This is a genomic window from Amycolatopsis keratiniphila (assembly GCF_000400635.2).
Lineage (GTDB): Bacteria > Actinomycetota > Actinomycetes > Mycobacteriales > Pseudonocardiaceae > Amycolatopsis > Amycolatopsis keratiniphila.
In genome coordinates this window covers 763,290-781,182 of the sequence record NC_021252.1, presented here as the reverse complement: position 1 = coordinate 781,182, position 17,893 = coordinate 763,290, and the positions used below count along the sequence as shown (strand labels likewise).

Annotated in this window: 17 protein-coding genes; 6 read left to right on the top strand and 11 right to left on the bottom strand. The window is 67.2% G+C overall.

Features of this window, described 5'->3' with window-relative positions:
* Position 1 precedes the first annotated feature (1 nt).
* Entirely contained in the window at positions 2-1,708 is a 1,707-nt protein-coding gene (locus AORI_RS44815) for a GMC family oxidoreductase N-terminal domain-containing protein (RefSeq protein WP_016331167.1), read from the bottom strand.
* Positions 1,709-1,785: 77 nt separating this feature from the next.
* Between AORI_RS44815 and AORI_RS44810 the strand changes: the two genes are divergently transcribed.
* Positions 1,786-2,349 carry a DinB family protein gene (locus AORI_RS44810; RefSeq protein ID WP_016331166.1) on the top strand — a complete coding sequence of 188 codons (564 nt, stop codon included), beginning with the start codon at positions 1,786-1,788 and terminating at the stop codon, positions 2,347-2,349.
* A gap of 120 nt (positions 2,350-2,469) precedes the next feature.
* On the opposite strand, the gene AORI_RS44805 is transcribed toward AORI_RS44810, so the two are convergent.
* The 3 genes from AORI_RS44805 to guaB form a co-directional block, all read right to left on the bottom strand.
* Positions 2,470-3,603: a GuaB3 family IMP dehydrogenase-related protein gene (locus AORI_RS44805; protein ID WP_016331165.1), complete on the bottom strand. Its 1,134-nt coding sequence runs from the start codon at positions 3,601-3,603 to the stop codon at positions 2,470-2,472.
* Between the two features lie 151 nt (positions 3,604-3,754).
* Positions 3,755-4,225 carry a DUF3574 domain-containing protein gene (locus AORI_RS44800; RefSeq protein WP_016331164.1) on the bottom strand — a complete coding sequence of 157 codons (471 nt, stop codon included), beginning with the start codon at positions 4,223-4,225 and terminating at the stop codon, positions 3,755-3,757.
* An 81-nt stretch (positions 4,226-4,306) separates the two neighbouring features.
* Positions 4,307-5,818 (bottom strand): IMP dehydrogenase, encoded by a 1,512-nt coding sequence (gene guaB, locus AORI_RS44795; RefSeq protein ID WP_016331163.1) that lies wholly within the window; start codon positions 5,816-5,818, stop codon positions 4,307-4,309.
* Between the two features lie 135 nt (positions 5,819-5,953).
* Here guaB and AORI_RS44790 point away from each other — a divergent pair, with 135 nt between their 5' ends.
* On the top strand, positions 5,954-6,340 hold the full coding sequence (locus AORI_RS44790) for a DUF5319 domain-containing protein (protein WP_005166667.1): 387 nt from the start codon (positions 5,954-5,956) through the stop codon (positions 6,338-6,340).
* A 91-nt stretch (positions 6,341-6,431) separates the two neighbouring features.
* Here AORI_RS44790 and AORI_RS44785 read toward each other — a convergent pair whose 3' ends face one another.
* The 5 genes from AORI_RS44785 to AORI_RS44765 all read right to left on the bottom strand — a co-directional run bounded on the left by AORI_RS44785 (position 6,432) and on the right by AORI_RS44765 (position 10,834).
* Positions 6,432-7,379, bottom strand: coding sequence for an anti-sigma-D factor RsdA (locus AORI_RS44785; RefSeq protein ID WP_016331162.1), 948 nt, complete (start codon positions 7,377-7,379; stop codon positions 6,432-6,434).
* The gene (locus AORI_RS44780) at positions 7,380-7,952 is read right to left on the bottom strand and encodes a sigma-70 family RNA polymerase sigma factor (RefSeq protein WP_026467317.1); all 573 of its coding nucleotides are present in this window, start codon (positions 7,950-7,952) and stop codon (positions 7,380-7,382) included.
* Positions 7,953-8,333: 381 nt separating this feature from the next.
* Positions 8,334-8,930 carry a response regulator transcription factor gene (locus tag AORI_RS44775; RefSeq protein WP_003073605.1) on the bottom strand — a complete coding sequence of 199 codons (597 nt, stop codon included), beginning with the start codon at positions 8,928-8,930 and terminating at the stop codon, positions 8,334-8,336.
* Between the two features lie 140 nt (positions 8,931-9,070).
* Positions 9,071-9,910, bottom strand: a complete 840-nt coding sequence (locus tag AORI_RS44770; RefSeq protein WP_016331161.1) for a hypothetical protein — start codon at positions 9,908-9,910, stop codon at positions 9,071-9,073.
* Between the two features lie 9 nt (positions 9,911-9,919).
* Entirely contained in the window at positions 9,920-10,834 is a 915-nt protein-coding gene (locus AORI_RS44765; protein ID WP_016331160.1) for a MerR family transcriptional regulator, read from the bottom strand.
* Positions 10,835-11,064: 230 nt separating this feature from the next.
* Here AORI_RS44765 and AORI_RS44760 point away from each other — a divergent pair, with 230 nt between their 5' ends.
* Positions 11,065-11,385: a WhiB family transcriptional regulator gene (locus tag AORI_RS44760; protein WP_007031108.1), complete on the top strand. Its 321-nt coding sequence runs from the start codon at positions 11,065-11,067 to the stop codon at positions 11,383-11,385.
* Between the two features lie 332 nt (positions 11,386-11,717).
* Here AORI_RS44760 and groL read toward each other — a convergent pair whose 3' ends face one another.
* Positions 11,718-13,331, bottom strand: a complete 1,614-nt coding sequence (groL, locus tag AORI_RS44755; protein WP_016331159.1) for a chaperonin GroEL — start codon at positions 13,329-13,331, stop codon at positions 11,718-11,720.
* Positions 13,332-13,431: 100 nt separating this feature from the next.
* Entirely contained in the window at positions 13,432-13,725 is a 294-nt protein-coding gene (groES, locus tag AORI_RS44750) for a co-chaperone GroES (protein ID WP_007031106.1), read from the bottom strand.
* Between the two features lie 809 nt (positions 13,726-14,534).
* Between groES and AORI_RS82745 the strand changes: the two genes are divergently transcribed.
* From AORI_RS82745 to AORI_RS44745, 3 genes are all read left to right on the top strand, one after another.
* Positions 14,535-16,025 (top strand): reverse transcriptase domain-containing protein, encoded by a 1,491-nt coding sequence (locus tag AORI_RS82745; protein WP_123798268.1) that lies wholly within the window; start codon positions 14,535-14,537, stop codon positions 16,023-16,025.
* Positions 16,015-16,584 (top strand): hypothetical protein, encoded by a 570-nt coding sequence (locus tag AORI_RS83220; RefSeq protein ID WP_123798266.1) that lies wholly within the window; start codon positions 16,015-16,017, stop codon positions 16,582-16,584. The genes AORI_RS82745 and AORI_RS83220 overlap by 11 nt, the downstream gene beginning before the upstream one ends.
* A gap of 70 nt (positions 16,585-16,654) precedes the next feature.
* Complete coding sequence (locus AORI_RS44745) at positions 16,655-17,893, top strand: helix-turn-helix domain-containing protein (RefSeq protein ID WP_043847892.1); 1,239 nt, start codon at positions 16,655-16,657, stop codon at positions 17,891-17,893.

Here is a 17,893-nt window from a genome sequence, read left to right as displayed (position 1 = left end):
TTTAGCGCCGAAGCGCCGCCGGCGCGGCCGCCGGAACCGCGGGATTCTTCGGCGCGATCGGTTCGAGCCGCGCGTACGGTGAGTCCTGCGACGGCCTGCTGTCCGTTTCGCCCTTGTTGGGCCAGAACGAGAAGGCCCGCTCGGCCTGCGCGGTGATGGTCAGTGACGGGTTCACGCCGAGGTTGGCCGTGATCGCCGATCCGTCCACAATGGACAGGCCGGGATAGTTGAAGACCCGGTGGTACGGGTCGATCACGCCGTTCTCGGGCGCCGTGCCGATCGGTGCGCCGCCGATGAAGTGCGCCGTCAGCGGGATGTCGAAGATCTCGCCCCAGGTGCCGCCCGCCATACCGCCGATACGCTCCGCGGTGCGGAGGTTGGCCTCGTGCCCGGCGGGGATGAAACTGGGGTTCGGCTCGCCGTGGCCCTGTTTGGACGTGTACTTGCGACGGCCGAAGAGCCCGCGCTTGGTGTACGTGGTGATGGAGTTGTCGAGGCTCTGCATCACCAGCAGGATCACCGTGCGTTCGCTCCAGCGGTAGCCGTTGAGCAGCTTCACGGTCTGGACGGGGTGCTTGACCATGAAGTTCACGGCCTGGCGCCAGCGCGGGACCGCCGAGTCGCCTTCGGTGGCGATGGTCTGGAGCAGGCTCATCGCGTTGCTGCCCTTGCCGTAGCGGACGGGCTCGATATGCGTGTTGTCGTCGGGGTGGATCGACGACGTGATCGCGACGCCGCGGCTGAAGTTCCGCTCCTCGTCCACCGAGGTGCGGGCGGCGCCGATGATGGCCTCGGAGTTGGTGCGGGTCAGCTCGCCGAGACGCGGCGAGAGCTTCGGCAGCTTGGCGGTGTCGCGCATGCTGTGGAGCAGGTTCTGCGTGCCCCACGTACCGGCGGCGAGCACCACCTGCGCGGCGGTGAGCTTGTGCCGGAACCTGCGCGAGGTGGTCCCGGTCTTCTTGATGCTCACCTCGTACCCACCTGCGTTTAGCGGGCTAATCGCGCTCACGGTGGTGAGGGGGATGACCTTCGCGCCGTCCTTCTCCGCGAGGTACAGGTAGTTCTTGACCAGCGTGTTCTTGGCGCCGACGCGGCAGCCGGTCATACAGGAGCCGCATTCGGTGCAGCCGGTGCGCGCCGGGCCCGCGCCGCCGAAGTACGGGTCCTCCGCGCGTTCGCCCGGCTTGCCGAAGTACACGCCGACGGGCGTCGGGTGGTACGACTCCGGCACGCCCATGTCCTCGGCGACACCCTTCATGACGACGTCGGATGGCGTGACGCTGGGGTTGGTGACGACGCCCAGCATCCGGCTGGCCTGGTCGTAGTGCGGGCCGAGCTCGGCCTCCCAGTCGGTGATGTGCGACCACTGCGGGTCCACGTAGAACGGCTTCAGCGGGCGGTACAGCGTGTTCGCGTAGACCAGCGAGCCGCCGCCGACGCCCGCGCCGGCGAGCACCATGACGTCCTTGAGCATGTGGATGCGCTGGATGCCGTAGCAGCCGACCTGGGGCGCCCAGACATAGCGGCGAAGGTCCCAGGAGGTCTTCGCGAACTCGTCGTCGGCGAAGCGGCGCCCCGCCTCGATGACGGCGACGCGGTAGCCCTTTTCGGTCAGGCGCAGGGCGGCGACACTGCCGCCGAACCCGGAGCCGACGACGATCACGTCGTAGTCGAAGTCGTCTTCAGTGGTGGTGTTACTCGCAGTCACACCCTCGACTGTAACCCCGGCCACCCCTTCTGACCAGAGGTAAGTTACTCGCCGGTTACCTTCCACTCGGATGGTGCATGCTCGGAGTCGTGATCGACGATTTCGCGAAGGAATACCTGCACAGTGATCTGCGAGAGATCCGTGAAGCGATGCTCCGGAAGCTCGACGGACTCTCCGAATACGACATCCGGCGTCCGCTGACGTCGACGGGGACCAACCTTCTCGGCCTGGTCAAACACCTGGCGGCGTGGGAGGCCCGCTACTTCGGCGAGGTCTTCGATCGACCGTTTCCCGGGGCGATCCCTGAGCGCGGGACCGACCTGTGGGCGACCGAGCGCGAAACCCGCGAGGAGATCATCCGTTACTACCGGCGCGTCTGGGAGCACTCCGACGCGACCATCGCCGCCCTTCCCATCGACGCGCCCGGACGCGTGCCGTGGTGGCCGAGGCCCGACGTGATGCTGTTCAACATCCTGGTCCACATACTCACCGAAACCAGCCGCCACGCCGGGCACGCCGACATCCTGCGAGAGCAACTCGACGGCTCCGTCGACCTGGCCCCCGCCAAGGACCCGGCCTTCTGGGAATCCCGCCGCGCCGAAATCACCCGCGCCGCCCAGGCTGCCTCAGAGCGCCTTTAGCGGGCTAAACGCGAAACTGGTGGGGCGCATGGGGCGGTTGTGACTACTGGGGCACGTGAGCACAGACCGGCCCGGATCGCGTTTAGCGGGCTAAACGCGATCCGGGCCGGGGAGCGAGCGTCAGCGGCGAACGGTCAGGCCCACCCGCTGGAACTCCTTCAGGTCCGAGTAGCCCGTCTTCGCCATCGCGCGGCGAAGCGCGCCGAAGAGGTTCACGACGCCCTCGGCGTCCGAGGACGGCCCGAACAGCAGCGTCTTCAGGTCGACTGCGTAGTCCGGCCCCAGTGCCACGCGCGAACGCGGCAGCGACGGGTGCGCGGCCGCCGACGTCCAGTACAGCCCCTGCCCCGGCGCCTCGGAGGCGGCGGCCAGCGGCGCGCCCAGCATGACCGCGTCGGCACCGCAGGCGATGGCCTTGGCGATGTCGCCGGACGTGCTCATCCCGCCGTCGGCGAGCACGTGGACGTACCGGCCGCCGGTCTCGTCGAGGTAGTCGCGGCGCGCGGCCGCGGCGTCGACGATCGCGGTCGCCATCGGCGTCCCGATCCCGAGCACGCTGTCGGTGCTCGTCACGCCGCGGCTGGCCCCGTGGCCGACGATGACGCCGGCCGCGCCGGTGCGCATCAGGTGCATCGCGGTGCGGTAGTCGCTGACGCCGCCCGCGATCACCGGGACGTCGAGCCGTCCGATGAAGTCCTTCAGGTCCAGCGGCTCGGCGTCGCGCTGGACGTGCTCGGCCGAGATGATCGTGCCCTGCACGACGAGGATCTCGACGCCCGCCGCGAGCAGATCCGGCGTGAGCTCGGCGGCGTGCTGCGGGCTGACCCGCGCCGCCACGGTGACCCCGGACTCGCGGACGGTCTTGATCGCCTCGGTCAGCAGGTCCAGCCGGATCGGGGCGGAGTGCAGCTCCTGCAGCTCACGCACGATCGCGGTCGGGTCCTCGGTGTCCTCGGCGGCCCGGACGAGGCGGAAGATCGCGTCCTCGACGTTCGGGTGCCGCGCCCAAAGCCCTTCGGCGTTGATGACGCCCAGCCCGCCGAGCTCGCCGACAGCCACCGCGGTTCCCGGCGACACGATCGCGTCGGTGGGGTGCGTGACCAGCGGCAGCTCGAACCGGTACGCGTCGATCTGCCAGGCGGTGGACACGACCGAAGACGACCGGGTGCGCCGCGACGGCACGATCTCCACGTCATCGAGGTCATACGCCCGCCGCGCGGTGCGGCCCATGCCGATCTCGACCAGATCCCGCACGTCAAGTCCCTTCTCACCGACGACCGTTACACCCCATTGTCGCTAGGCCGCGTGGGTGACCTGCGCACGGGGCACCCGAACCGGGCCGGAAGTCACACCAGCCCCAGGTGCCCCACCCGTTTCGCGTTTAGCCCGCTAAAGGCGCTCCGGGTCAGAACGAGACCTTCTCCACGGAGTCGGTCCGCAGGACGGATTCCTGCGAGAAGGCCTTCTTGTAGTCGGTCCGGATCTCTTCGATCTCGCGGTTCGCGTCGCGATCGCTGAAGGGGTACACGACGACGATCACCTTCGACTTCTCCCGCGAGATGACACCGTCCGAACCGCGCCACTGCCCGCGTCCGGTCAGCTCGGTGAACCCGTCCGGGAACCTCGGCGTGACGGCCTTGTCGGTGAACGCGGTGAACTCGGCGTCGGTCAGCTCCCCGCCGCCCGGCTTCGTCGTCCCGAAGTACAGCTCGGTGCGCTTCCACAGCTCACCCGGCGACGACTGGAGAGCGGCCGCCTCGGGTGCGGAAGGCGCGGCGGAAGCGGTGGGGACGGCGGAAGCCGCCACCCCGCCACCGAGGCCGAGGGCGGCGGCGGCGAAGACGGCGAGCGCGGTCCGGCGCGACGTGAAAGACATCGGGTTCCTCCCAGGAGACTTGATCAGCGGGCCAAGTCTCCCGGGAACGGAACCGGATGGGTAAGTGTCCTAAGGGGCGGACTAACGGGTGGTGTAGTTCGGCGCCTCGACGGTCATGGTGATGTCGTGCGGGTGGCTCTCCTTGAGCCCGGCCGCGGTGATCCGCACCAGCTGCGCCTCCTGCAGCTCGGGGATCGTCGACGCACCCGCGTAGCCCATACCCGACCGCAGCCCGCCCACCAGCTGGTGGACGACGTTCGCGAGCGGCCCGCGGAACGGGATCCGCCCCTCGATGCCCTCGGGGACCAGCTTGTCCTCGCTCAGCACGTCGTCCTGGGCGTAGCGGTCCTTCGAGTACGACTTCGCCTCGCCGCGCGACTGCATGGCGCCCAGCGAGCCCATGCCGCGGTAGGTCTTGAACTGCTTGCCGTTGACCAGGATCAGGTCACCGGGCGATTCGGCGGTGCCGGCGAGCAGGCTGCCGAGCATCACCGTGGACGCGCCGGACGCGATCGCCTTCGCGATGTCACCCGAGTACTGGATGCCGCCGTCGCCGATCACCGGGATCCCGGCCGGGCGAGCCGCCTGGTCGGCCTCGTAGATCGCGGAGATCTGCGGCACGCCGACCCCGGCGACGATGCGGGTGGTGCAGATGGAACCGGGACCGACGCCGACCTTGATCCCGTCCGCGCCCGCGTCCACCAGCGCCTGCGCGCCGGCCCGGGTCGCGACGTTGCCGCCGACGATGTCGACGGTTTCGCCCAGTTCCTTCTTCAGCAGCGCGACGGTCTCGACCACGGCGCGGGAGTGCCCGTGCGCGGTGTCGACCATCAGCACGTCCACCCCGGCATCGGCCAGCGCCATCGCGCGCTTGTGCCCGTCCGGGCCGACCCCGACGGCGGCACCGACGATCAACCGGCCGTTGGTGTCCTTGGAGGCGTTGGGGTACTGCTCGGTCTTGACGAAGTCCTTGACCGTGATCAGCCCGCGCAGCTTGCCGGCACCGTCGACGATGGGCAGCTTCTCGATCTTGTGGCGGCGCAGCAGCCCGAGCGCGGCCTCCGCGGTGACGCCGACCTGCGCGGTGACCAGCGGCGGCTTCGTCATCACCTCGTGCACCGCGCGGGTGTGGTCGACCTCGAACCGCATGTCGCGGTTGGTGATGATGCCCACCAGCGTCCCGGCGGCGTCCGTGACGGGCACGCCGGAGATCCGGAACCGCGCGCACAGCGCGTCGACCTCGGCGAGGGTGTCCTCGGGCGAGCACGTGACCGGGTCGGTCACCATGCCCGCTTCGGAGCGCTTCACGACCTCGACGGCGGCCGCCTGGTCGTCGATCGGGAGATTGCGCTGCAGCACGCCCATCCCGCCCTGGCGGGCCATCGCGATGGCCATCCGGCCTTCGGTGACGGTGTCCATGGCGGCGGAGACCAGCGGGATGTTCAGGGTGACGTTGCGCGAGAGCCGGGTGCGGGTGCTGACCGCACTGGGCACCACGTCGGACTCGGCCGGCAGCAGCAGCACGTCGTCGAAGGTCAGCCCGAGCATGGCGAACTTGCTCGGGACGGGGGCGGTGACGCTGTCGCTGGTCATAGCAGGCGTAGGGCCTTCCTAGCGGTGATAAATGGGAGCCGCCGTGGCTGGTGGCCTCGTGGCGGGGGCCTGCCCCTCATGATATCCGGGCCGGGCGGCCGCCCGGCCCGGGTGGGCGCCCGGTAGCGTGCAGGCGTGCCGCAAGATGCGTTGCCCCCAGACCCGTTCGCGGATGACCCGGACGACCCGGCCCGCGCGTTCATCGACGACGCCGACCGGCTCGACGAGCCGATCAGCGACGAAGAGCGCACCGAGTTGCTGGCCGACCTCTCCGATCTCGCCGTCTACCAGGCGCTTCTCGAACCGCGCGGAGTACGCGGGATCGTGGTCGACTGCGGTGAATGCGACGAACCCCACTACCACGACTGGCATCTGCTGCGCGCCAGTCTCGAGCAACTGCTCGCCGACGGCCGTATGCGGCCGCACGAGCCCGCGTTCGATCCGAACCCCGGTGACTACGTGAGCTGGGACTACTGCCGCGGCTTCGCGGACGGTGTCACGGCCAACGAGAGCGCCTACTGAGCGCGTTTAGCCCGCTAAACGCGATTTGAGCCGGACAGAGAGAGGGCCTGGTGAGAGGGATCTCACCAGGCCCTTTCGGCGTTCTGGGGTGTTACGGCGTCTCGACCGCGCCCGCGGGAGCCTGCGCTCCGGCGCCCGGCGACGGCTCGTTCCGCGAGCCGCCCGGGTCGTTGCCCGAGGCCGGCGGCGTGGTCGACGTCGTGGGCGGCGGGGGCTCGCTGGTCGTGGTCGGCGGAGTCGGCGAGGGGGTCGTGGTGCCCGGCAGGCTCGTGCCGGGGTTGCCGCCTCCCGGCAGCGAAGTCGGCGGAGCCGTCGGCTGCGTGGTGGGCTGCGGGGTGGTCGCGACCGGAGTCTGCGTCGGCGGCTGCTGATCCGGCGGCAGCGGCTGCTGCCCGGGGTTCTGCAGCTGAGCGCTCAACTGACGGTGCTGTTGGAGCAGCTGATCGCGGTTTTCTTCGTCGGTCACCTGGTTCAGCGCGGCCTGAGCCTCGTCGAGCGCCTTGCGGGCGTCGTCGAGGCGCCCGCCGGCGAGCGCGAGGTTGGCCTTCTCGAGATCGAGTTTGGCCGCTGCGGCGGCCTCGACCGACCGGGCGTGGTCGGCGTAAAGCACCTTGGTCAGGCCCCAGAGAGTGTCACCAGGCTGCGCGTCCTTCGCGGCGAGACCGGTACCGGCGAAGGCGATGGCCAGGACGGCCGCGGCGGCGGCCACCGGGACCAGCAGCCGGCGTCTTCCCCCGTGTTTGCGGGCGATCGCGGCGCTCTTCACGGTGACGACGGCGGTGTCGACGTCGACGAGTTCCGCGAGCGGTTCGCTGTCGATGTCGCGCCGCCAGGCCAGTAGCAGGGCGTTGAGCTCTTGATCGCCGAGGTCGTCGGCCATCTTCGGATCCGAGCCGCCGAGAGCGTCGAGCAGCGCGTCGTCGGCCTGGACGGCCGAGAGATCAGCTGCGAACTCGGCTTCCGAGGGCGTCAGCCCTCTTTCGAAAGCCGTCAGTTCACGATCGGTCCCAGGGGAGAACCGACGGTCGCGATCGGTCACTCAGATCACCTCCTCAGCGGCCAGAACCTTACGTAGGCGCGCGAGGGCGCGATGCTGGGCCACCCGGACGGCGCCGGGGGTGGACCCCACGGCCTCTGCCGTCTCTTCGGCGGACAATCCCACGACAACCCGCAGGACCACGATCTCACGCTGTTTGTCGGGAAGGACGCGCAGCAGCTGCGACATGCGCTCGTTCAGCTCGCCTTGGAGAGCACGCTGCTCGGGACCGACGCCGCCCTCGACCTCGTCGGGGACTTCGGCGACCGGCTCGGCGCGGTTGCGGGCCGCGGCGCGATGCGCGTCGGCCACCTTGTGCTGGGCGATCCCGTAGACGAAGGCCAGGAACGGGCGGCCCTGATCACGGTACGAAGGCAATGCCGTGAGCACCGCGAGACACACCTCCTGAGCAACGTCGTCTGCGGAAGCGAACGAACGCTCCTGCCTGCCAACCCGAGCGCGGCAGTACCGCACTACCAAAGGACGGATGGCCGCCAGCAACCGCTCGACCGCTTGAGGATCACCCTCAACAGCAGCGGCGACCGGCTCATCCAGTCCGTCCCCCACATTGGCCATCGCAGACAACAGTCCCAGTGTTACGTATAGGCGTGCAAAGAGTCCGGCGCGTGACTTCGGAGACCACTACCGGTGACAGCTACCGTACCGCCCGGGTCCGCCGCCTTCACTGACGGCCGTCATCGGCGCGCCGCCCTTCCGGCGAGCGCGCTGAACCCGGGTCTTCCTGGTTCCCTTCGCTCGTAGTCGAACTTTCAACGAGCCGGAACGCAGTGGGGTACGACGGTCCGCCCGGAGGCGGACTCGCTCGGGCAAGAGTGCCTGAGCGTCGAACATAAATGCGCGAAGCGTGACAGGGAACACAGGTACGGGCCAGGGGTACTCCCCCGGCCCGTTCGTCACCCGTTGTGCAATCTGACCGATGAAATCAGGAAAGCGTTGTCAGGAAACAAGTCCACGGCGGAATCCGTGGGCGACCGCCTGTGCGCGGTCACGAACGCCGAGCTTGCGGAACAAGCGGCGCGCGTGGGTCTTCACGGTGTCTTCGGACAGGTACAGCTCGCGGCCGATCTGTCCGTTGCTCTTGCCCTGGCTCATCCCGCGAAGCACCTGGAGCTCGCGCTCGGTGAGCTGGACACCGGGGTCGGACGGCTGGCGCGGCGCCGGCACCGAGGTGCTGGCGAGCGTGTGCGCCAGTGCGGCGACCAGTTCGGGACGCGAGGCGTCCCAGCGCAGGTAGCCGCGCGCGCCGCCGGCGATGGCGGCGGCGATGCTGCCCGCGTCGTCCGGGGCGCCGAACACGATCACGTTCGCTTGGGGGTTCGCAGAGACGAGCCGCCGGGTGGCTTCGACGCCAGTCGGGACAGCGCGCTGGGTTCCCACCAGCACGACGTCGACCGGCTGACGGGAGTACCGGGCCAGCAGCTCGTCACCGTGCGCTACGCAGTCGATGCGACTGACCCCTGGGACCGCGGACATCACTCGAGTGAGCCCTTCGCGGACACTGCGTCGGTCGTCGCAGATCAAGACCGTCGTCACGGGGTTTCCTTCCTGCAGCCGGGTGACATTCCACTTCCCCTATCGGACGCTTTAGCCCGAACCTTGACACGATCCGGTGGCTTTTTTTGAAAGTTCTTAGCCCGGTTGCCGGAATGGGCCCTCCAACAGGCTAGACGCCCTCAGAGGGGGACCCACGGAGATTCCCGGGCAAGCCACCTCCCGCAAGGATCCGCATGCCGTAACACTGCGTGCAACAGTTCGGCACTTCTGGATCGATACTCATCGGCGTGTCCTGCCCCGAAGTCCGCCTCGAGCAGGCACGCCACCCACAGAAGTGAATTGAATTCGTATTTCTCGGCGGTTTCGCGCGCGCTCTCTACCAGCGCTTTCGCGCGATCCCGCTCAGCGGAACCGCGATTCGCGATCGTCACGGCGAGTACAAGGCTCGATTTGACGACATGTCGGCACGCGCCCCTGGCACGCGCGGTTTCCAACGCCATTTCCGCGGGCGCGACGGCCGCCCCGGAAATGTTACCCGCCAGTTCGATTTCCGCGCCCACCCAACCGGCCCTGGTCCGGGTCCGCCAGTTGCCGCAGTGCACGCCCGCACGCGCGAGCAACCGCCGGGCCGCGGTCAGCCTGCCGCGCCCGAGGTTGTCCGCCGCGAGCCCCAGGAGGGCGTCCGCACGCGCTCCCTCGGCGTCCAGACCGTCGGGGTCGGGCTCACCTTGCGGCTCCGTGATCACCAGAGCGAGCGCCTCGCCGTCGAGGACGAGGGCCGCCGCGTGCCCGCCGAGCTGCCGCCGATGCGATGCCAGCGTGCTCGCGGCCAGCGACGCGAACACCGGGCTGCCGCTCGCGCGCAACCCGTTCAGCAGCGTGGCCGCCGCCGCGTACCGGCCGCGGGCTCCGAGCCCGATCGCGGCGAGCAGCCGTCCGCGAGGCGACGCGGGCACCGCGAACGGGTTCGGCGGCGGCACGCCGTCACCGAACGCGGCGGACCGCAAGGACGATTCCATGCGTCCTTTCTATCGCCTCGCACCGACAAGAACGTGCTCGATCCGGTCGGCTGCGGTCGTCAGTTCGCCGAGCAGTTCGATCTTGTCCGGGAGGGTGGCGGGATCCCAGCCGGGACCGCACGCGAACAGCCTGCTGCGCTGACGGCCGCGGGACACCCTGGCGAACAGGCGCGGGTCCGCGGTCGCACGACGGCCGGACCACAGGACGACCGCCGCCGGGACGCTGCGGCGGACGGTCACGGCGAGCACTTCGGCAGGCAGGGAGGCTCCGAACAGCTGGGTGCCGATCCGGCGTCCCGCCAGTGCCGCGGCGAGCGCGTACATCGGCATGTTGTCGCGCTCGTCCGGGACGCAGGTCAGCAGGACGGGTCGTTGGTTACGCGGTTCGCGGAGCACCGGCGTGGCGCGGACGAGGGCGGCGTACACGCATTCGGCGAGCAGATACTCGACCTCCGCACCGGCGCTCACGCCGCGCCAGCGCGCGCCGAGCGCGGTCAGCACCGGCGACACGACGCCCGTCCAGGCGGGCAGGACGCCGAGTTCGCGGATCGTGTCGGCGAGCATGCGCTGCACCGCCCCGAAATCCATCGCGAGCGCGGCCGTGCTCAAACGTCTGGCGAGGCGGGACGGGACGTCGTGGTCCTCCGCGGCCGGTGCGGTGGTCTGCTCCGCCACTTGGACGACGGCGGTCTCCTGAGGCTCTGTCGCCGTCCTGGGCATTTGCTCGAGCGCGTACTTCGCCGCTTCGGCCGTCGAGGCGCCGCGAAGGAGGGCTCGCTGCATCAGTTCGAGACGGCCGATGTCGGAGCTGCCGTAGCGGCGGTGACGGCCGTTGGTGTGGCGACTCGGTCCTACGCCGTATCTGCGATCCCAGGTGCGCAGGGTGGACGGTGCGACCCCGAGCCGGCGAGCGACGGAGGCCACCGGCAGGGTGGGTTCTTCACTGCTGGTCCGAGATCCCACTCGACCCAATATCCAGGCAGGCCGGGGCAGGGGCAACCGGAGCGGAAAGTACGGCTCACACATCCGGGGGATGCCTAACGGCTGAATCGTCTTGAATCTCTTGAACAAGTATTGGCGCGCTTCTAACGTTACCGCCGTTGCACCGAATGGAGTATCCGCAGCGCAGCAGAGCAGGTAAACGCTTCGACCGGATGACGGAGGCGGTCAGGATGGCGGACACACGCAGGCTCCCGGGGCCCAACGCGGATGTATGGGACTGGCAGCTCGAAGGGTCGTGCCGAGGCATGGACAGCGCGTCCTTCTTTCACCCTGACGGCGAGCGCGGGCCGGCCAGAGCCCGTCGCGAGGCGCGGGCCAAAGCCGTGTGCCTGGCTTGCCCGGTACTGGCGATGTGCCGGAACCACGCACTCGCCGTGCACGAGCCGTACGGGATCTGGGGCGGGCTGTCGGAATCGGAACGCGAGCACATCATCAAGGCGGACAAACGCACATTGAGCATGTCGAACGGCTGATCCGGCCGAGTCGGCAACGCGGAAGGGCGGCATCCGGGTGGGGTGCCGCCCTTCCGCATCTCCGGGCCCCGGATCGCGTTTAGCCCGCGAAACGCAGGTCGGCGCGGCCGGGCACCCGCGCGACCCCGGATCGCGATTAGCCCGCGAAACGCAGGTCGGCGCCGGGGGCCCGTCAGATCGCAGTTAGCCCGCGAAAGTCGCCCTGCCCGCGGTCGCACCCCCACGCGGCCGGATCGCAGTTAGCGGGCTAAACGCGATCCGGGCTGGGGAAGGGCGGGCAAGCAAAACGGGGCGGCACTCCGACTGGAGTACCGCCCCGCTTCAGGGTGGAACTAGTGCGCGTGGCCGTGACCGGCCGCGGCGGGCTCCTCCTCGGCCGGCTTCTCGACGACGGAGCTCTCCGTCGTGAGCACGAGCCGGGCGATGGAAGCGGCGTTCGCCACCGCGGACCGGGTCACCTTGACCGGGTCGACGATGCCGGCGGCCAGCAGGTCGGTGAGCTCACCGGTGGCGGCGTTGAAGCCGTGGCCCCAGTTCTGCTCCTGGACCTTGTTCACGATGACCGCGCCCTCGTGGCCCGCGTTGGTCGCGATCCAGAACAGCGGGGCGGTCAGCGCGTCGCGGACGATGCGCACACCGGTCGCTTCGTCGCCCTCGAGGCCGAGGCCACCGTCGAGCGCCTTGACCGCGTGCACGAGCGCCGAGCCACCGCCGGGCAGGATGCCTTCTTCGACGGCCGCCTTGGTCGAAGCCACGGCGTCCTCGATGCGGTGCTTGCGCTCGTTCAGCTCGGTCTCGGTGGCCGCGCCGACCTTGATCACCGCGACACCGCCGCCGAGCTTCGCCAGCCGCTCCTGCAGCTTCTCGCGGTCCCAGTCGGAGTCGGTGTTCTCGATCTCCTTGCGGATCTGCGCGACGCGCGCCGCGATGTCGTCCTTGGTGCCGGCACCGTCGACGAGCGTGGTGTCGTCCTTGGTGACGACGATCCGGCGGGCGTTGCCCAGCTGGGCCAGCGTGGTCTCGGACAGCTTGTGCCCGATCTCGGCCGAGATGACCTCACCACCGGTGACGACCGCGAGGTCGTCCAGGAACGCCTTGCGGCGGTCACCGAAGAACGGCGCCTTGACCGCGACGGCGGTGATCGTCTTGCGCAGCGAGTTCACGACGAGGGTGGACAGCGCTTCGCCGTCGACGTCCTCGGCGATGATCAGCAGCGGCTTCTTGGCCTCGACGACCTTCTCCAGCACCGGGAGCAGGTCGGCCAGCGCCGAGATCTTCTCGCGGACGAGCAGGATGTAGGCGTCCTCGAGGATCGCCTTCTGCTCCTCCGGGTTGGTCGCGAAGTGCGCCGACAGGAAGCCCTTGTCGAACTGGACACCCTCGGTGATCACGAGCTCGGTCGCCAGCGTGGACGACTCCTCGATCGTGATGACGCCGTCTTCACCGACCCGCTCGACGGCCTCGCCGAGCAGGGCGCCGATGGCCGCGTCACGCGAGGTGACGGTGCCGACCTGGGCGATGTTGTCGCGCCCCTTGACCGGGGTCGCCTTCTCCTTGAGCACCGCGATGACCTTCTCCGCGGCGGCCTCGATGCCACGGCCGACCGAGGTCGGGTTGGCACCGGCGGCGACGTTGCGCAGGCCGACCTTCACCAGCGACTGCGCCAGCACGGTCGCGGTCGTGGTGCCGTCACCGGCGACGTCGTTGGTCTTGGTGGCGACGCTCTTGGCGAGCTGGGCGCCGAGATTCTCGAACGGGTCGTCGAGCTCGATCTCGCGAGCGACGGTGACGCCGTCGAGGGTGATGGTCGGGCCACCGAACTTCTTGTCGAGCACGACGTGGCGACCGCGCGGGCCGAGGGTGACCTTGACCGCGTCGGCGAGCTTGTTCACCCCGCGCTCGAGCGCGCGACGAGCGTCCTCGTCGAAACTGATCTGCTTGGGCATGGCCTGTTCCGCTTACCTTCCAGTTCTAAAGCTCGGAAAACACGAACGCCCCGTTCCCCGGCAATGCGGGGCCCGGGGCGTCATGCGCTGAGAGCGGACGTCAGTTGATGACGGCCAGCACGTCGCGAGCGGAAAGGATCAAGTAGTCCTCACCGTTGTACTTCACTTCGGTGCCGCCGTACTTGGAGTAGATGACGACGTCGCCGACGGAAACGTCGAGCGGGACGCGGTTGCCCTTGTCGTCGATGCGGCCCGGGCCCACGGCCAGAACCTTGCCCTCCTGGGGCTTCTCCTTGGCGGTGTCGGGGATGACGAGGCCGGAAGCGGTCGTCTCCTCGGCCTCACTCGTCTGGACAACGATCTTGTCCTCGAGCGGCTTGATGTTCACGCTCACCGGGTTGACCTCCACGGTCGTCGAAAGCGTTGGCAGGATGAGTTACGGCTCCTACCACCCCCGCCGTCGCGGGTGCCGGGGCGTGTTCGGGCCGTGCAATTAGCACTCTAGCCATGTGAGTGCCAGCTTCGCAAGGAGGGCCCCCTCACCCTGCGGAAACTTTGCCTCCGGGCGCCTGACCGGCCGTTTTGTTCCGTCAGGGTTCCGTGCCGCTCTCGATCGCGCTCGCCTGCTCACAGTCAGTATGCCCACTGCCGGAGCAGCCTCGGCCCGCTGTCTGCCGGTCTCCTACTCGCTCCTGAGCGTCTGCCGCCATGCTCCTGACTGGGCTGCGAACGGTCACAGATGAGCGGCGGCTCTCCTCCTCCGTCTTCCTCGCCCCTGCCATCGTTAGCGCCGGGTCGACGGTGTCAAGGGTGGGCGAAGCTCATCGCGAAGCGACGCCGTAGGCGCCCTTGATGGCGGCGGGTCGGGGTTAAAGGATCGCGTGCGAGGGATGGCCGCCGAAGGGGACGCGTGCCGTAACGCTGATCGACTTCGCCGCGACGTTCGCCTCATGTGGTTCGACGTCTGCGCCGCTGTCGGCGGTGCGTGCACCTGGCCGAGCTTCCGGCGGGCCGCCCGGCGACCGGCGGCCGAAGCGGAGCGGCAGGCCGTCCGTGTCGCCTCTCGGGCGAGCCCGCCGAACGCGAGGTGACGTACGCGCCGCCGACGGCGGCGCCTTGATCCCATAGAGCCAAGTTCGGCAGGTGTCGCGGCCATCTGACCAAACGACGCCTCGCAAACATCACGAACGAAAGGGACCTCGATTGAAGGCCTCCGAAGAGACTCTCGGAAAATTAGAAATCAAAGCTAGCGCCGAAAAGGTCGCCAATGGACATTTTGACCGGTTTCCACCGCTGGTCATGGATCGCTGCCTATCGAAGGATGTAAGCTCATTAGCCAACCACGTACACAGCCAGGCCGGAATGGGATACCCAATAGCGGCTGAAGTTTTGGCGATGCCCCGCCGCCGATTTGGCGCAAGACCCGTAACCATGACATCACCAACAGTTCGAACACTCTACAATTCCTTGGTCGATTTTTTGACGAAAGAGTCGAATGTTTCCGATCGCACCAACGATAAATGGACAAGTCATGAACAGTTCGGTGTTCCCACTGGGAGCACCGATGACTTTTATCTAGTCGACATCGATATAGCCTCCTGCTACGAATACGTTGAGCATGACTCGCTCGCCAGGCAACTCTCGATGGAAAGCTCAGATGTCGCAGAGATAAAGACGCTTACCTCCCTTCTCGGCGAAATCATGGAGCGTCCGCGAGGGCTTCCGCAATTAAGCCCACAGAGTGACGTCCTAGCCGACATATACCTCAGCGTTATCGAGCGAGAGATTGCACGAGAAGGTTACCGCGTCTCGCGAATTGCCGACGACTTTAAGATCATGACCGGAAGCTGGAGCGACGCAAATCAGATAATTGAGGTCGTAGCCGAGCGTGCGCGAACACTGGGACTCGTACTCTCTACAGAGAAGACCAACATACGCCGATCCCATACAGTTCTTGGCAGCCGCCAGGAGGAGGCAGAATTTCTCAACAAGCACTTCGATATGGCACGAACCCCCACCGTCGACTTTATTTTTGGCCCATATGGAGAACCCGAAAGCGTGGAGATTCCCCAGGGAACATTGGACGTAATACGTGGCGCCATGTGGTACATAGTCGACGAGTGGTACCGGAAACGGAATACGACAGCAACCACCTTGCATGCAAAGCACATAGGGAACGCATTGACGCTCTTGTCGCGACACGTCGACAGACTGGACGACGACATCCTAAAGGAAATCGTTTTTCGCATGCCCATTCGACTCGACAGCGTTTGCCGCTATCTTATGTCTCGCCAGAATGAGGTTGAGGAGAATTGGAAGTCACTTCGGACTCTAGCTTCGATGGGCAGACAGAGCGCTTGGGCAAAGATCTGGCTACTTCACACAGCAGACTCACTGACAGTCCCCAGTCAAGGGGCAGGCCGGTGGGCCATCGACTGGACCAAGACTTTGGCTAACGACCGACACGAAACAGTCCGATCCGAAGCGGCCTGGACCCTGAGCGGCTGGAAGTCTATCGACCAATCAGAAGTTGCGCGCTTATTTGGTCGCGCCTCAGGAATGACCAGGCCCGCTATCGCCGCCGCAGCCGGTCGCATGAAGGTCAAGCTACAGAGTCCAGTGGGTCAAGCCATTCTAGGAGACTCGCGACTTATGAACCCAGCCTACAAGTGGGGCGAAAACGGTGGAGCCTGACGAAGTATTAAGCAGACGTGCCGAGTTGTCACTTCAACGCATCGGCCATCTAGCGTACGTTGCAAAAGCAAGCAGCGAGATGCCCATCGGCGCACTCAGTTTAGCAATAGCAACTGAGGTTGAAACGTTTACCGACCACCTCCTGGAAGATCTAATAGAACTTTCCTCACTAAAAAGCACTGGCTTTGGCGCCCAATTGGTAAAGTCGGTGGGTAGCCAGTTCTATCAATCATGGCCAGAACGCAAGAAGTGGCTCAAGAGCTTTGGCGTATGGGTCAGCCCGGACCGCGAACAGGAGTTGTTCTCCTTAGCAGACTTGAGGAATTCCATGGCGCATGGAGCGGGGAGATTGACCAAGTTTCAGAAGCGGGAATTCTCTAGCCAAATGTCCCTAGAGTCAAATCTTCACAAGAACCTTGATTTCATAGTTGAAGGCGGACAACTTCATTCAGGATACAAATCAATGGATTATATCGTCAGAGTTGGGCGCGCATATTTGACCGAGCTTGACGATAAGTCCTGCGCGAAATTTCCAGCGCTTCGCAAGGCGAGCTATTAGCGTTAGTTTTGACTGCATAGCGACAATCTTCGATCGCCGCCGAGAGTCACCTGCTGTTAGCCTTGAGGGCATGCGTGGCGCGGGTGATCAGCTCAGCATCGGGGAGCGTATTGCCTTCTACCGGCGGCGGCGTGGTCTGTCGCAGGCGGTTCTTGCTGATCTGGTGGGCCGCACTGAGGACTGGCTGAGCAAGATCGAGCGCGGGGAACGCGAGATCCGGCGCTTGGACGTGCTGGCCGACGTGGCGCGGGGCCTGCGGGTGACGCTGGGAGACCTTCTCGGCGAACCGGTGCTGATGGAGGACGAGGACAAGAACGACGACGTCCCGGCCATCCGCGATGCCCTGATGGCACCGAGGCGCCTGTCCCGCACCTTGTTCTCTTCGGCCATGTCGCCGGAGTACATCGACCCGGCCCCGGTGGCTCAGCTCGTGGAAGGTGCGTGGTCCAGCTATCAGAAGGGCGACCTCGGTCGCGTCGTCGCGGCTCTGCCGGGTCTGATCAAGACCAGTCAGGGCATGGAGTCCGCCTCGGCCGATGACGCGGCCTACCGGCGGGCCTGCGCTGCGGTGTCGGCACGCGTCCACCACCTGGCCGCAACCACGCTGAGCAAGATCGGTGAAGCCGACCTCGCGTGGATCGCGGCAGAACGCGCCATGCAAGCGGCCGACGAAGCGGATGACCCGCTGGTCCTGGCCTCCGCTGCCCGTTCCGGCACACACGCGCTCCTGGCCGTCGGCCGGTTCGACGACGCGCTTGAGCTAGGCGACGTCGCCGCGAAGTGGCTGGTCCCGAGGATGCGCGACGGTGATCCAGCGGCACTGAGCCTCTACGGGATGCTCTACCTGCGGACGGCCGTCGCCGCTGCCCGGCAACAAGACCGAGCGACAGCCAACGAGCTGCTGTCTCACGCAGGCCACGCGGCTGATCAGCTCGGCGTGGACGCGAACCACTGGCAGACCGGGTTCGGCCCGGCCAACGTCGAGCTACACCGACTGTCGGCCGCGCTGGATCTCGGCGATATCTCGCAGGTGATCGAGTCGGCTCCGAGGATCAGCGTCGACCATCTGCCGGTGGAGCGGCAGGTCACGCACTTGATCGACTTCGCGCGGGCGTTGAGCCTGGTCGCGAAGGATGACGAGGCGTTGTCGGCGCTGCTGACGGCGGAACAGAAGGCACCGGGGATCGTCCGACACAGCACGGCGGTGCGGGAGGTCGTGCGGTCGATGTATCGCCGTGCCCCGGCGACGGCTGGTAAGAAGTCCTCGCCCTTGTTGGCGTTGGCTGAGCGCTGCGGCGCGGTGAGGTAG

What these genes read in the sequence shown, in the direction of transcription:
- AORI_RS44760 (WP_007031108.1), top strand. Translation starts at nt 11,065, where the DNA reads ATGACGGAGGCGGTCAGGATGGCGGACACACGCAGGCTCCCGGGGCCC.
- groL (WP_016331159.1), bottom strand. Translation starts at nt 13,331, where the DNA reads ATGCCCAAGCAGATCAGTTTCGACGAGGACGCTCGTCGCGCGCTCGAG.
- AORI_RS44780 (WP_026467317.1), bottom strand. Translation starts at nt 7,952, where the DNA reads ATGGCCAATGTGGGGGACGGACTGGATGAGCCGGTCGCCGCTGCTGTT.
- AORI_RS44770 (WP_016331161.1), bottom strand. Translation starts at nt 9,910, where the DNA reads ATGGAATCGTCCTTGCGGTCCGCCGCGTTCGGTGACGGCGTGCCGCCG.
- guaB (WP_016331163.1), bottom strand. Translation starts at nt 5,818, where the DNA reads ATGACCAGCGACAGCGTCACCGCCCCCGTCCCGAGCAAGTTCGCCATG.
- AORI_RS44800 (WP_016331164.1), bottom strand. Translation starts at nt 4,225, where the DNA reads ATGTCTTTCACGTCGCGCCGGACCGCGCTCGCCGTCTTCGCCGCCGCC.
- AORI_RS44745 (WP_043847892.1), top strand. Translation starts at nt 16,655, where the DNA reads ATGCGTGGCGCGGGTGATCAGCTCAGCATCGGGGAGCGTATTGCCTTC.
- AORI_RS44810 (WP_016331166.1), top strand. Translation starts at nt 1,786, where the DNA reads ATGCTCGGAGTCGTGATCGACGATTTCGCGAAGGAATACCTGCACAGT.